This is a genomic window from Flavobacterium beibuense F44-8, assembly GCF_000769915.1.
GTDB lineage: Bacteria > Bacteroidota > Bacteroidia > Flavobacteriales > Flavobacteriaceae > Flavobacterium > Flavobacterium beibuense.
Map to the genome: position 1 here is coordinate 221,198 of NZ_JRLV01000005.1, position 15,753 is coordinate 236,950.

General features: G+C 37.9%; 8 protein-coding genes. All 8 read right to left on the bottom strand.

From position 1 onward, the window contains the following. Nucleotides 1–414 precede the first annotated feature (414 nt). Nucleotides 415–843: a hypothetical protein gene (locus Q763_RS05985; protein ID WP_035132152.1), complete on the bottom strand. Its 429-nt coding sequence runs from the start codon at nt 841–843 to the stop codon at nt 415–417. Between the two features lie 124 nt (nt 844–967). Continuing rightward, nucleotides 968–2,245: an ATP-binding protein gene (locus Q763_RS05990; protein ID WP_035132154.1), complete on the bottom strand. Its 1,278-nt coding sequence runs from the start codon at nt 2,243–2,245 to the stop codon at nt 968–970. Nucleotides 2,246–2,250: 5 nt separating this feature from the next. After that, entirely contained in the window at nt 2,251–3,297 is a 1,047-nt protein-coding gene (locus Q763_RS05995) for a PQQ-binding-like beta-propeller repeat protein (RefSeq protein WP_035132157.1), read from the bottom strand. Nucleotide 3,298: 1 nt separating this feature from the next. Continuing rightward, nucleotides 3,299–7,633, bottom strand: coding sequence for an eCIS core domain-containing protein (locus tag Q763_RS17395; protein ID WP_052123250.1), 4,335 nt, complete (start codon nt 7,631–7,633; stop codon nt 3,299–3,301). 17 nt (nt 7,634–7,650) lie between these two features. Then, nucleotides 7,651–9,111, bottom strand: a complete 1,461-nt coding sequence (locus Q763_RS17400; protein WP_052123252.1) for a contractile injection system tape measure protein — start codon at nt 9,109–9,111, stop codon at nt 7,651–7,653. Then, nucleotides 9,111–9,707 (bottom strand): hypothetical protein, encoded by a 597-nt coding sequence (locus Q763_RS06010; RefSeq protein ID WP_035132159.1) that lies wholly within the window; start codon nt 9,705–9,707, stop codon nt 9,111–9,113. Before Q763_RS06010 ends, Q763_RS17400 begins: the two co-directional genes overlap by 1 nt. A 24-nt stretch (nt 9,708–9,731) precedes the next feature. Then, nucleotides 9,732–12,719 carry a hypothetical protein gene (locus tag Q763_RS06015; RefSeq protein ID WP_035132161.1) on the bottom strand — a complete coding sequence of 996 codons (2,988 nt, stop codon included), beginning with the start codon at nt 12,717–12,719 and terminating at the stop codon, nt 9,732–9,734. A 9-nt stretch (nt 12,720–12,728) separates the two neighbouring features. Further along, nucleotides 12,729–15,749, bottom strand: a complete 3,021-nt coding sequence (locus Q763_RS06020; protein WP_035132163.1) for a hypothetical protein — start codon at nt 15,747–15,749, stop codon at nt 12,729–12,731. Nucleotides 15,750–15,753 lie beyond the last annotated feature (4 nt).

Sequence of the window (15,753 nt, forward strand, 5' to 3'; positions counted from 1 at the left end):
CATATAGAGAAAGCTAAGTATAATAATACTTAATACGCCTACTGTATAACTGTTAGTTAAAATCTGACCAAATTCGTTTTGGATAAAAAAGTAATTAATAAAATAAAATACTAAAAATATAACGAGTAATAGTGAAGCCAGATTTTTATGTGTCCTGGTCTTTATAAGAGACTTTAATAATAATATATATATGGAAAATGACATTAATATGTAAAGATTAAAGACATAGTAGTTTAATAAACCTGTCCATATAGTAAAGTATTTCCCTACAAGCTCTGTAGCTGTAGATAACCATATTAACAATAAAATGGATTTAGCTTTATTACCGGGTAGTTTGTGTAAAAAAACAAGTCCACAAATACCCGATAACAAAGACAAGTATACTATACCAAATCTTAAATCTTCTAACATAAATTAAATCCCATATTGCATTTTAGGAGGATTACCCATTGAACCATAGTTAAGCGGATTAACAGTGGTAATATCCTTTGATGTAGCTCCTCCGGATATAGGAGTAGTCAAATTAGCCTTACGACCGGTAGCTGTCATAAACATAGTTGTATAGCCGGCTCTTCCTACTGTTTCATTGTTTGAGTATACACCAAGATAAACTCTTACTCCATCTACAGTATAACCCTGGTTATTACCTTCATTCTTAATATATTCTATAAATTTTTCTAGTTCTTCCAGTGAAAACCAAACTGCATTTGCATCTTCCTGACCTGATGATGTAACGTGTTTACCTGATTTTTGAGCAACAAAATTTGCACTTAGTTCTTTTGCTTTAGAATAACTTATAAGCTGTGTTGGCTGTGTAAGTGATTTAGAGTTTTCTGTTTCCATGATTAATTTGGTTTTTTGATTCCCGACAAATCTATGCCTATTAATCCTTATCTTACAAGGGGAAATAACCCCTTTTTGTAAGGGTAGTACTTTATAACTTATTTAAAAATAAGGAAAAACCAATTTAAATTGCTGTAAACTGCCTTTCTTCTTTATTGAATTCTTCTTTAATACCAAGCAGTAAATTTTCTTTAGATAATTTTTTACTGCCTTCACCTAATGCAAGGAGGGAAGCGTGGATGATAGCCGAAACAATTTGGGCTCCGGTTAGTTCATACTGTTGTGCCAGTTGTGGTATAAGCCCTTCTTCCACTTCAATATTTTCAGGAAGGGTGTTGGTCCAAAGTTTTATGCGCTCTTCAAAAGTTGGTTTGGAGAATCTTATAATTGAATTGAATCGCCTCAGGAAAGCATCATCAATATTGTTCTTAAAATTTGAGGTGAGTATTACCAGTCCGCTAAAACTCTCTACTCTTTGTAGTAGGTAACTAACCTCCTGATTGGCATACCTGTCGTTAGACGATTTTGTACTTGTACGTTTCCCAAAAAGGGCATCAGCCTCATCAAAAAGTAATATCCAGTCTTTATGTTCGGCCTGTGTAAATATTTTTTCAAGGTTTTGTTCGGTCTCTCCAATATATTTTGATACCACCTGAGATAGGTCAACACGATATACCTCACGGTTAAACTCTTTACCTAATAATGTCGCTGTAAGGGTTTTTCCGGTTCCCGAAGGACCATAAAGTAAAGTGCGATAACCGGGTAGTATGTGTTTTTTCATTCCCCATTCATGCAGGAGCGTATTATGATGTTTCAGCCAAAGTTTTATTTGTTTTATTTGAGAATCAATATTTTCATTAACCACAAGATCATCCCATTCCATTTCGGTATTTACTTCTTTTGCAGGGAAGTTAACTCCAAACTTGGGTTTAATAGCTTCACCATAGCATAGTAGGTGTATTACATCGTCAGGGAGTATGAGTTTGCCACTCATTTGAGGTTCTCCGGGTTTAACATCCTCCAGCATAAGGATGTTTTTTTTGTAAAACCAATGATTTGGAGAGAATATCTGCTGGATTTGTAACCTGTAATTTACATCGCTTTTTGCTAAAAGGTAAAGTATGGTTTCCCCGGTGCATATCATCCCTCTGTGGTTTCCTTCCTTCACTCCGGCTAACTCCGGTAGCTCGCCTCCTTCGGGGTATATTTCCCTAATTGTTTCATCAAAAAAGTTAGGCAGTACATGAGGTACAAGTGCCATAAGTAATGTAAAAGCTTCTTCGTGAGTGGTATCGTGATTAAGTACTTCAGAGAAAGTATTCTGAAAGTTATACTGTCCGTTTTCTGATGTGGTAGACTGCAGTATATATTTTAAGTACGATTTGAGTGTATTGAAAAACATAGCTGTTAATAATATAGGTTACCGTCTTTATCTAATACAAAAAGTTTATTATTAGCAATAAAAGGCGGATGTTTTACACCTTTTTTCAAGCTGATTTTTTTTGATTCTTTTAGCGTAATAATATCAATAACAATAATATTTTGTAACGTGTAAGAGTAAAACACTGCTTTCTTACCATCTGTAAAACTTAATTGATAAGCTCCCGAACTAATACCTAAAGCACCACCGAGTTCTGTTTTTTTAATTAAGTTTCCGTTTTTACTGTCTAAATGAAAAATGGTATTTCCTGAAAACAAAGCAATTTCATTATCATTACAAAAGTTAGCCGAGAACGAATTAATGCCTGTACCAGAGCTAAATTCCCAATTTAACGCTCCTGTTATGAGATTATAACTTTTAACTGTATGCGGGAATAACGTAAGGAAAATGCTGTTGTTTATTATAAACGGATAATCGTTTACAAATTCTTCAGCAGGATTTTTTTGTGTAATAACCTGTTCCCAGTTTTTTTCTGCGTTTATAGCTTTTTGGCTATATATCTTATTTGGGTATGTGTTGTATATAATATTATTTTCCTCAAGTAACATAAACGAAGCAATTCCAGGTAAGGTATAACTACCTGAAACTTTCCTTTCTGCCGTATCAAAAATCATAACCTTATTAGTATTATCAATAAATGTAGGCCAAATAATATACTTCTCATACACTACAGCATTTATGAGGTTAGGGTTACAATTATCTTCTTTTGCTGTAATTGCACCTGTTTTAAAATTAAGTACAAACAGTGATGTATTGTTTGAAAGGAAAATTTGTTCCCCGTGTATAAGGGAGTCCCTTATAACATACGGAAGTGTAATGCTCCATAATGTGTTATTGGTAATACTATCCTTTAATACGATTTTTTTGTTACCGTAAGCCAAAAGAATTTTTCCTTCAACCACAAGAGGTAGTGCACTTAATCCTGTTTCCATTGGTTTTAGGATAAGTTCAACGTCACCATTAGGTATGCTAGTTACCCTGTGATTATTATATTTAAAAAAGTTATAGTTCATATCAGTATCTTAAAATTACTGAATTTAATTGTTGTATAGCTAATTGTGCCTCGACCGGATTGGAAAAAGTTTTAGTTATTTGTGCAGATATATTACTAATCAGGTCTGCTGTGCTACCGGCACGGTTTGAAATTACATATCTGGAGTTTATAAGACCGGCACCGGCTCTAAAATCGTTTTGCATTTGTTTTGCTAATCCGGCTACATTACTAAAGTTACCCCAGTTTTTAAACTCATATTCAAGTCCGTTAATTAGAGCCATATCAACCCTTCGTCCGGTTTTTACAATTTCAAATCCTTTTATCCCGGCAATAAATTCGTTTGACTGTCCTCCAAGGAACTTGAGTAAAAATTCTCCTCCCGCAAATTTATTTTGGAAAGGGTGTGTGAGTTCAGAAACTAATCTTGAGTAGGTATCAATATTAAACCTTTGTATCCTTTTAAGATATGTAATAGTACTCTTTAAATCGGCAGCATTGCGGTACTGTAAAACATTTTGAACTATTTTTTCTATGTTTTCAAGGCTCATTCCCATTCTTCTCAGTTCGGTAACCTGATCTGAATATCTTATAAAGTTTTGTACTACTTCATCATATATTTTGGAAGAACCTTTAATGCCTTTGCTCATTATAAGCTCATATAGTTCCCTGTTTTCATCCAGAGCTCTGCCACCTTTTAAGGCGTTTTGTTCAAGGTATCGGGTAAGGTTAGAACCTTCAGCTCTCGAGCCTATAATAAGGCGGTTACCTTGCGGCCCTAATGGTTGCCCTTCAGGGAGATCGTCAATTTTAACTACTTTGCCCGACATTAACAGCTCCCACGGATTTATATAACCTTCAAGCCTGTACCATCCGTTTCTTATTATAATCCTGAATCCTCTAAAGCGCACTCGGGCAAATAATCTTTCGGCCAAGTCATCAAGCGTTTTTATTCCTTTACCTATTTTGCCTTTTATACCCTGTAGTATTAGTTTTCCTCTTTGTACTATAGCTTTTGAGGTTCTTAATAGGGTTTTACTACCGCCTGCAATTCCTCTTAATGCTCTCATGCTAAATCTTCCTGCAGAAGAGATAGCTCTACCTGTGCCTCGGTATACAGAACGTACACCTCTGCCTACGGCTCTTACCCCGCGTCCTATAGCTCTTGCACCCCTTCCTGCAAGCCTGGCTGTAGCGCCAATTCCTTTTGCTATACCTCGCCATAAAGCCGAACTACCCAGTAATGCAAATATGGCCTCAACAGCGGCTACAGCAAAAGCTCTTGCTAACGATTTACTGGCACCGGGAATATCTCCGTTAATCGATTTATAAACATATTCACCCAAATAAACACCGGCTCTTATTACCGCCACTCCAATCATTATTGGGGCAAGTGCTCCAAAAATGGCAGGGAGTGCGGCTGTTATTGCTCCACCCGTTAATATTTCGGCAAGTACAAGTACTATTAAACTACCTATTATGGTAGGTATAAGCCAGCTTTTATTGCAGCGCCACCAAAAACCTAAGCCCGACCTCATTTGGTTAATAGTATACCTAAATCTCTGATTACGGGTTAACGGACCAAACTTAGCCTCTTCAGGATAAGATGAAGCTTCTGTTTGTGGTCCCTGTTCTCCTTGAGATTCCTGAGGAGGGTTACAGGCTAAAGACGCCATTTGCTCATTGCTTTGAGCCATCATTTCCTGAAGTCGCAATTCGGTTTCTTCCTCATGACTTAAAGGTTCTGATACGGCTAAAGAAGATGAACTGCCGTTTTCACCATTTTCATTTTCTAAACCATCTGTAGGGGCTGTAACCATTTCAGATAATATACCGTGTACGGTTCTTGAACTGTCTTCCGACTGACCAAATTCAATAGTGCCGTCACCACCGGTTCTTCTTAATATAGTTTCCTGTAGTTCGTTTGATGGTTCAAATTCGCCAACCGAGTCAACATCGATATCTTCATCAGTATAAACAGAGCGCCCAAATAAAGCTGCATCTTCATGACTAATACTGTCTTGCAGTCCTGATGCTTTTAACTGCGACATTAATGAAGGTTCACTAAAATCGCTTTTTTCAAAAGGCAATGGTATGGTAAGGTTTGATCCAACCAGTTCTTCTTCCATCTGACCTTCAAATTCGGCAGGTGCTCCCATTGCGGCAGCTACCTGATTACTAAGCAAACTCAGGTCGAGTTCAGATACCATTTTTGCTACCCTGTTAGCTGCAATTACTTTTTCCTCATCTGATTTTCCCAGTATTTGCTGTAAAAACTGTATTATAGATGTTTTTACCTGTACCCATGTATCACCAAACATGGCAAAGTTTGGCATGGCTCCCAGTACAGCTATCATTACCTTTAATACAAAATTGATGATAGGTGGTTTAAAGCAGTCTGGCAGTAGTCTCCAAAACCATGCGGCTATGACAATAGGCAGTAACCATGGGTTTAGTGCCAGGAATATTAGTTTAGCTACAATTATAGCATAAGGCTTTATAACCTGCCATACACTTTGTACTACACCGGCAATAGCAGTTCCAATTTGCTTACATTTTGTAACCACCATGTTACCTACGCGCCTTATAACAGATGTTACCCTTGCTACCGCAGCACGTAATGCCCTGAATATGGTTGATCTTGCTACAGCGCTAACCAGTGAACCAAAGGCAGCCTGTAATCGTTCAAACTGGCTGCTTAACCATTGTACAGCATTGTTTACCAGTCCTTTAAGTAGTTGGAGTCCGCTTTGTATAGGATTTAAAATTGTTTCCCGTATGGTTTCTCTAAATTTTACAAAAACCTCGTTATTCCAGTTTTCCTTAATCCATACCACAGCCCTGTAAATACCATAAGCTGCTGCACCTATCAGTAAAAACGGACCAACAGGGGAGAGCATAAGTATAATACCCCCAATAATCATTAACGGAGTTTTTATAGGCTCAATCGCTTCCTTAATCCAGTTCCATGCCTCGGTTGCTTTTTCAACGAGCCAGTCCCAGGCAGATGTTGCACTGCTCCAGGCAATATTGAATTGTTTTTTTATCCAGTCCCAGGCTTTTTTAAGTCCGTTTATAATAGGTTTTATAAGATTCCATACCCATTTAGCCTTATCAACAATCCAGTCCCAAGTGGCTCTTGCATAATGCTTAATAGCATCTATGGCAGGTTTCCCATAGTTAGTCCATAACGAACTAAAGAAACCGCTTACCTTGTTAAAAACTGCTCTTAACCTTGCTAATGCTGCCCCGCCAATGCTTTTCAGGAAGTTAAAAATCTTATCGGCAAGTATGGCAAAACTATGGCAGGCTTCTTCAACCTGTCCCTGTAGGCTCAGTACAATTCCGTCGATAAAGGAAGATAGTACCCCGTCTAGCCCTTCTTCCTGAAGCCGGGTAAATAAACCTCCGGTAAGAGCATCAATACCCCTGCCTATCATGTCCCTTATGTTCTCCCAAATGTTGCCTCTTAAAAACGGAAGTAATCCGGGGGCAATTCGGTTAATAATGTCTACCGCCTGATCTTCTACCCATTCTATAACCTGACCACCAAAACGTATCGCTGCACCACCGGTATAATCCCACGCCGTAGATGCAGCACTGCTTATGCCATTACCTATGTTGTCAAGTAAATTCCTCTGGATTGTAGCAGGTTTTTTTTGTACTTTTTTTGAATTGCTGCCGCCCTGTTGTATGGTATGGGTAAGCTCGTGCGCCAGCAGGTGTTTCCCTGAGTGGGTATTGGGGTTGTATTTACCCTCATTGAAATAAATATCGTTGCCTACGGTAAATGCCTGTGCGTTAAGTTCGCGACTCATTTGTACCGCCTGGCTATCGGTATGGATACGTACTTGAGAGAAATCAGCCTCAAACCTATTTTCCATAAAGCTCTTAGTACTTGTATCCATAGGACTCCCTGTACCTTTTGAAGAAAGGATATTACTCTCTACATGAGAAGGAGCGACTGATGTTGTTTTTCCGCTACCTGAGCGTTGAACAAATGGAGTTATGGTTTCAGAAAGTGATTTCTTCTGTATTTTTTGTTCTTCCTCTTCACATTTAGAACATTTACGTTGTATGGAAGTGTAAGCTGTAGTGAGTGATTTTTTTCGTATCCTGTTTTCTTCTTCCTCACATTTAGTACATTTTTTTTGTATTGCCGGAGGTGTAGGTGTAAAGCTGTACAGTGAGGTATTCTGCATTTGCATTACCCTGTCGGCCATAGCATCAGCTTCAGTTTCAAAAGCGTCATTTTCGGCACCTACGGTCAATTTTTTCTGTACCACAGGTGTAAAAACCGGAGCATTGGATTTTGCTGCCTTGGCTTTAGGTTCGTTATTTTGAAGCTGTTGATGCATAACAATCAGTATTCTGTTTAATACCAGTTACAAATAAGGAAGTCTTCCATAAATGGAGTTTTTACCATATTAATGGTCCACGGAAGTTTTTCCAGTAGTATATCATATCCTTTCTCTTCAACCCAGAGTTCAATGCCAGAGTTTTTAAGATCTATTTTTCCGTCACGTTGTAAAAAGGTTTGCTGTAATGCCTCTACAGATGATCCGTTTAGCGGTTTCCAGTATTCAATTACGGCTTCCAGCAGGCTGTGACATTTGTCTTTTTCTTTTTTGGTAAGTTTTAGTTTTGTGTTTACAGTACTGTTTACAGGCATGCCGCATAGTATTTTGTTAAGCGGCATTTCATTTTCAAAAAACTGTTCTTTTCCTGTTACCAGATATTGAACAAGTAATATAGCTTTATGCTGATCTTGTTTTTTGTGCCATTTTCCGTTATTGCAAAGATTAAGCTGCTCAAAGAGGGAAATAAGGAAAGGGTGTAGTATAACAGCCCCTGCATTTTTTATAAAAACAGCGTTTATACCGCCATCTGTAAACATGGACTGGTTTTCAGTACTATCTGTTATATTTTGTGTATCAGTTTGGTTTTTATAAACAGGCACCGATTGACTTTTGTACAATCTTTTTTCAAGACCTTTAAAAAAAGCTTTTACCTGTGCAGGGCAGCCTTTTTTTTCTGCCTTTAGCAGGGTAGTGGTTTGAGAAAGAAATTCTTTAAGCTCATTAAAACTAATATCCCAATGTATTTTTGATGCCTTTACCAACTCTTCAAAATAAAACTGTTTTTTGTTGAGTGATTGTTGCTGTAAAACATAAATCCATTGTAAAAAGCGCATCCATTGTTGTATGGAAGCTTTGTTTTTTCCTGTAAATACCTTTGCCGGATAAGCTGTAACAATATCTGTAATTGCCTCAGGATAGTAACCTGACAGTAGTGATGTCGTCAGTACTTTTTCCTTTAAGGCATCGGGCATGGTAAAAATCCAGCGGATAAGCGTATTAAGGTCGTTTTGAAAATACTGTGAAAGCTGTTGTACAAAACTGTCGTTAACGTTTATTTTTCGTATAAGTTTTTCAGGGTTGTTAGCTACGCCGTTTTCAGGTAGCATACCTGTTTTAAGGAATTGGTATAATAGCATTTCGGCATGTTGGTTATCTGATAAAAGATTATTAAACCTGTTACTGTTGTTGTCCTGTTCGTGTATTAATGGTTTATTGGCTTTTAAATACTGCTCTATCTGGAAAAGGGTATATTCTACCAGTTCGTTTTTCCAGTTTTTTTCGGAAAGGTTCTGAATATTGATTTCCAGTAAATCGATGTTCCAAATGTGGCTTTTAACGGCATATTTATCCAGCAGTACAGTCAGTTTAGGGTATAGCTGCCTTTCCAGTACCACACTAAGCTCGTTATGCATCACGTTACTGAATGAACGCGATGCACATTGAACATCAACAGTATTTTGTTTAATTAAATGCATTATCGTACAACATTAGTTCTAATAGTATCCATAGCTTTTATGTATACTTTATCTTTTTTAATTCCTGTTATATTATCAACAGTTAATTTTTTGAAGTTTACTGCTATTGAAGTGCTTATCATTTCGCCTGGGGCAAGGTTTGTACGGATAACCAGTAAGTAAAATGTTCCCTCCTTAATTACACTTAGAGTAATTGTTCTGTATGTCGTCTTATTGATGTCTGAAAACAGAGGGATACTATAGAAAAGCGCAATTTTATCTATGTCCCCATCAGGAATAAAAGCTCTTAATAAGTTGTATTGTTCCTCACTGATTTCCAGTTGAAAACGACCACCAACAGCTGTTTCAGAACCGCTATTGTTTTTAAGCATTAAATACGCATTACAGCATTGGTTTTCAACTCCCTTAAAAGAGTAGTGATAACTTTGTATATCGTTTGTCAATACATTTTCTGTAGCTACCTCAAAGCCATTAGCTCCACCTGCTTTATAATTTGTCATTTTAGTAAGTACTTCCCTTACCTGTGCGGCAGTATTGCTACCGTTATCTTTAAGGTTGGCTATTAATTCCAGTATTTCTTTTAATTCGGTTTCCATAATTATGTCGTTTTTTGATTGTTGTTAATCAGTATAAAAATCATTTGAGTTGAAATCGTTAGCATTAAAATCACCAACAGCTGTTACTACAATGGTTTGTGTGCTTCGGCATATTTCCCCCAGTTGGGTAATGGTTACATTGAATTCCTGACTGTTACTGAAATCAAAGTTGTGGTTAGCCGTGCCGTTGTCTGCAATTATCGTATCACTGCCATCGCCAAAATCAAACTCATAACTGTGGGTATCATTGGCATTTGTATTTTTAAACATAAATACACTTGGCTTGTTGGCGTCACGTTTAAAACTCCATGCCAGTTCCTGCGGACTTTGGATTGTAATTTCAAGTGTGTTGCTTACTTCTCCGCCCACTTCATATTGAAGGGTATACGTTTGCGGAGTTTGTACACTGTTATGCCCCGGTGTAAAGAAATAGCTGTCGCTGTGTTGTACAATGGCATCTTTTGCCGTGCCTATAAAATTCCCGCCTGATTTCCCTGTAATAAACACCTCATATTCACCTTCCATATCGTTATTACAATACTCGGGTGTTTCCATTTCAATTTTTGGAGGAGCTGCCGTTTCCAGTTTTATCTCTATAGTATTACCGTCACTACAGCAGGTGTAAGGCAGGAAGAAGTCGGCAATAACAAGTTGTTCCAGAGAGTTGTTTTGATTGTCTCCGGTAACCGTTGGGGTAAATTGTAACAGGTCTTTAAAGTTTTCCAGTATAAACCCGCTCATCTCGGCAGTGTAAGTGGTATCCAGTTTATATTTGGCTATTTCCATCAGGTTAGCCTTAATATTATCGGTTTCATCCTTACACGGATTAGTTGTTGTGGTAGGTTTTGTTTTGATTTGCGATTTATAATCCTTGAATTTTATACTTTTTTCAAGCTCAACTTTAATATCATCAGCTATTGCAATATTATCCTTATAGGCTTTTACCGAAGCCAGCAGGTTAGCATAAGAAGGGGGAGGAGCAGCCGCTTTAAAAATGGAGGAGTCTACATAAACCAGAATAAACGTACCGCCTTTTGTTACCCCCGCCTTATGTTCAAGTCCGGAGTGTTTTTTTATAAAAGTTGAAAAGAATAAATCCTTGTATACATTTTGCCATCTTACATAAGCTTCCTCATAGATTACCGCAAAAGGATCTTCAAGGAAAAGCTCATTAATATCGTCCAGCCTGTCTATTAAATCTTCAGCCAGTACAGAAAGCGTTTCTCTGTTAAGCTGTATACACCACCTGTGTAGCAGGAATACATTATTGAGCTCTTTGAAAATCTCGTAGAAGCTGGTGAAATTTGGCAGGAATTCCTTTAAATCGTTTGTGAGCAGATTTTTGATTTCCTGTAATATATTCTTAAAATTATCAATGGTTTGCCCAGATAGGATGTTCTCGCTAATCAGTTTGTTTCTTCGGGTATTCATCCAGTTAAATACAAACTCGGTTATATTGTAAAGCCTTTTACGAGCCAGGTCGTAATCGGTTTCAAGATCGTCCCAGCGTCCTTCAAACTTCATAATATCTACTTCCTTATCTGCAAAATCAACCGCATTTAGGGCGGTAATTTTAAAAGGCAAGCTATTACTGTTTTTAATAAGTGTAAGATCTTTCAAAGCGCTTTTGTAGTTCATACCCAAATGCCCTTCAATCCTGAAGAAGTTATAAGGCTCAATATCAAAAAGCAAAGGCTGTTTTACGGGTTTGGCATTGCTGTATCCGGCAATATCAGAATGGTAGGAAAGTATAGTATCGTTTTCCTGATTTGCAGTAAGTTCCGGACTCCATTTTTTATTAAGCTGAAGTACATTACCATAATAATACGGAATAGCCTTTTCGCTTAGCATAGCCTTCCCATAAACCGAGGGAGTTACTTTTATCTTTCCGTTTGCCGGAACGCTAAAGGAGTTGATAATATGATTAAGTCGGTCAAACAGCAGTTCCAGTTGTTTTAGCTTGGCTTGTTCTTCCTGCGATTTGTTAAAAGTAGCTATGAAAGGAGTTCTGTATTGTGTTCCGGTTTCAATACCGTTGCCCAGTGCAACATGAAAAGGGAAAAGCCCTTCGTTTACACAACATATTGTCGGATTGATTTTCCTGAAGGCTGCGATTTCATTATACGCTTCGGTTATATCATAAATCCAGTCCCACAGGTATTGAATGTTTATGGTTGACTTGTAATTGCTTACAATCTCGTTTATCTTGTTTTTACAGTTTTGCAGTACAGGGAAATTAGTATTGCTGCCATAGTTATTTTTAAAATCGCTGTAAAGTACACTTACAGCATCTGAAACCGAGATAACAAAACTGTCACTACATACTTTATTGAACTGTTTTAAAACATCATTTCCTGTGGTGATATTAATGTAGGGATCAACATTATATCGGGGGAAGGTAAGCTTAGGAGCTTTTGCCATAACCGTATGCTCATGGAAAACATCGGTGTTAAGGTCTTTAATAGGATATATAAGCGGACGCACGTTAAATTCCATACGTTTTCCTTTGTCGTCACAATTGGTGTTTACACAGTTTTTTTGATCTATTAGGGAAACTTCCAGCAGGAGTACAACTATTTTATCACTTAAAAAGTCTTTTGTTAGAGGCTTTTTAGTGTTGTCGTCTGATGCCGATGTTACCAGTTCCATACAGTTTTTAACAGGCTCATACTGCGAGGCATATTTAAAGATATTGTCCAGATGAGGTTCCTGTAGGTAATCTGGTTTTAAAAACTGTTCGGAGATTTCGTAATCATGGTAATGTGTAAATTCCTTTTCCTTCCAGTTGATTTGAAAACCTAGTGATGTTACTGCCGTACCGCAGGATATTTTCACTGAATTTTCATTAGAAGAAGAAATTTCAAGGCCACATACTATACCCAGCCCAATAAGGTTTTTACGGGTTATGCGATCCTGCTCTTCAAGATGGCTCACCAGCAGGTTGAGGTCTTTTTGGCTTAAAACCTGATCGGCTTCAAAAACCGGATAAATAGTTGTATTATAAGCTTCCATGATGTTTTATTATAAAGTTCCTAATGATGTTTTTCCCAGAGTAAGAGGCCTGTTTGATTCGCTTAATTCACAATCGTAAAGGTTACCTTCAGGATAAATGGTATTAAGCTCTTTTAAGGCCAAAATGAGTTGGTTTAATACTTTTTGGTATTTCTTGGTTTCGGTGGTTGTAAGCAGATTACTGCAAAACAGGAGTCGGTATTTACGGAAGGCATCAAGCCATTCCCTGTACTGTTGCTGGAACAGAAGCATATCTTCTATACCTACCCAGCATATTTTAAGCAGTACATGTGCGGGTGCTTCCTGCCTGAACACTTTTTCGGCATATTCCCTAAACACAAGGTTTTTAAAGCGTGACAGGTAACCCGGCAGTATTATGGTAACTTTAAACGAATAAGGGTCGTTATTGGCAGGGTCGTCGCAGTCGTCGTTAAGGCAAACCGAAAGCAAATCACTATCGGTAAACAATTTGTTGTCAAAAGGTCTTAGTAAAATATGTTCCAAACAGTAAAAGTTCTCGTAATAGATGTTGAGTTTAGCAATCATATTTTCCAGATGATCGTAGGCTTGCTGTTCGGTATCAAACTTTTTGTCCAGTCGTGCTATTTTTGCAGTGCCGTCTACCAGATACAGCATAAACTTACTGCCGTAATTGTCTATTTTATATAGGTTTTGGTCAAGGAAATGCAGTTGTGACCATTCCCATTTTTCCTGTAGGTTAGTAGCCGGAGAAACGATTTTGAAAAGGAAATCTTCTGCCTCGGTTTCAATTGTCCATTGTGTTTGCGGAGCATCTTCGGTCACTATATTACGTAGTCCTATTTCATTTATACCTAATAGTCTGGCAACTCGTTTTTCATACCCGCCACGATGTTGGGTATTCCAAAAATCATTCAGTTGTGGTGGTATAGTATTGCTTTTTGCATTAAGGTAATCTATACCGAGACCTCTTTTACTGCTTATTTCGGGATAAGTATTTATAAAGTTTTCCTTATCGGTAATCAGGTTGGCATAGTCAAAAGCCAGTCCGCCCATGCCCTGGGTGTCATTTGCTACACGATACATCATAAACACATAATCGTTAAAGCTTTCGGCAAAGCGGGCTATAAGATGATCCAGCACCTTGTTTCTCCTTGTATAATAGAGACTTTCACTTTCGTATAATGATACATCGTCAGTGGTAAGTCCGTTTGTTAGTTTAGACTCTAAATCCTGTCCGTATACTTCCTTAGAATAGAAATCACCACCTTCTGCATCATTCTTATCGAGAAACGCAGGGAAGTAGGTTCTGGCAGCGCCGTTGGTATCAAAAAGATCTTTGGCATTGTAGAGCTGACTGAAAAAATCGGCAAGTAGCTGTTCGTAGAAATACAGGTAGGCCTTTAATTGTTTTACCTGTGCTTTGCGCAGCTCAGGTGCCTTGTCTGAAACAGGATTTTTACCCAGCCCATAATTGGCGGGGAAGTCGTTTTGTATACTGTAGTACTCGTTTAACGGATAGTAATTACCTGTTTCTGCCTCAAAATCATTTTTAATATTTTGCAGTTTTCTCTGGCTAAACTGCGACTTGTACATTATAACCTTTTGTTCAGTAAGCATTTGTTGTGTTTCGGTAAGCAGGAATGGTATGCCCTGCAGAAACAGTAACAGCTTTGATTTTGAGGCATTAAATACAGGTTTTATGTCTCCGGGTAATGGCAATACCCATTTTTGATTGCTGGATGCAGCTATAGGCTTTCCTAATGCATTGTAAGCAGTCATCATTAGGTTTTTAACCGATTTAACACCGTCAACTTCCATTAGGGCAGCAATTATGTCCGATGCATGTATCTCTTCAGGAAGGACTGCTTTTTCAATCTCCTCATCTTTAAGGAAACCATGGATAAGCTTTGGCCCAAGGAAAATGTCTTCCGAATGATATCCTTCGTTTACCAGTTGTGACAGGGTATAAAAGTTTATTTTCGGACTGATAACATTATCAATAGCGATTTGTACCTTGCTCATTACCTCTATGGCATCACTGCCCGGTAAAATATCAATATCGGCACAAATACCAATGTCTGTTTTTTGGATAACCTCAACACACAGGTAGTCTTCACACAGGTTCCTGTTTTGTTGCAGGCTGTTTGCCACACTGGCGGTAACGGTTTCAATCTTTTCTTTTTTAGTAGCAAGTAAGGCTATTATCTCACATACGTTTTTCTCTTTGCCAAAGTAATTCAGGGCAATATCCAACTCTCGGGAATCGTCGGGGAAAATCCTGAAGTGAAGTGAGTCTGTAGGTTTGCTGTACCTGTTCACTACTAAATACACTATGCCATTTGTAATTTTAACGCTGTCTATAGTGATTTTAGACGGCTTATCCATTTTTTTGAACATTGCCGTGTTGGGATGATTCCAGTTAGTGAACTGCGGAACGATTTTAAGTTTTACCCAGTGGTCTTCACTCCAAAAGGCATGTTCCAAAACCAGACTGTTAAGGTCGCCCAGAACAGGATCATCCTCCAGTTCTATACGAACCTTATTCAACCCTCTTAATTTCAGCTCAGGGATTGTATTGTTTTTATTATCAGTATTTTTAAGACTTATTTTATCTTCCCTTTTATTGATATACAGTTTGGCTTCGGTATCGTTAGGAAGCCTGTAACCAAATTCGTCGGTAGTTTTTTGTGTGGCTATAACCCAAGCATTAGCAATACCTTCTAAATCAATAATCAGTTTCCTGTAATCAACTTGGGTTAGGGGTGCATTGGTAAAAATATCCGATGCTTTGAAAAACGTATTGTTTTGTATAACCCCGTTTTTATTGGTAAGCAGGTCTTTTATATCAAAATCAGCCCTGTAACCAAGTTCGGTAATAGCATAGCAAAGTACGTCCAGTATGGTTATACCGGGATCGTGGGCATTGTAGTCGGTCCATAATTTATGACCAAGTGTTTCTATATGCTTTAATCCTTCCTGTAGCAGGAACTGAAAATCCTGTGAAGGGTTCAGTTTTCTGTCTTTCTCTATGTAATAGTCCTGCAGCATGGCT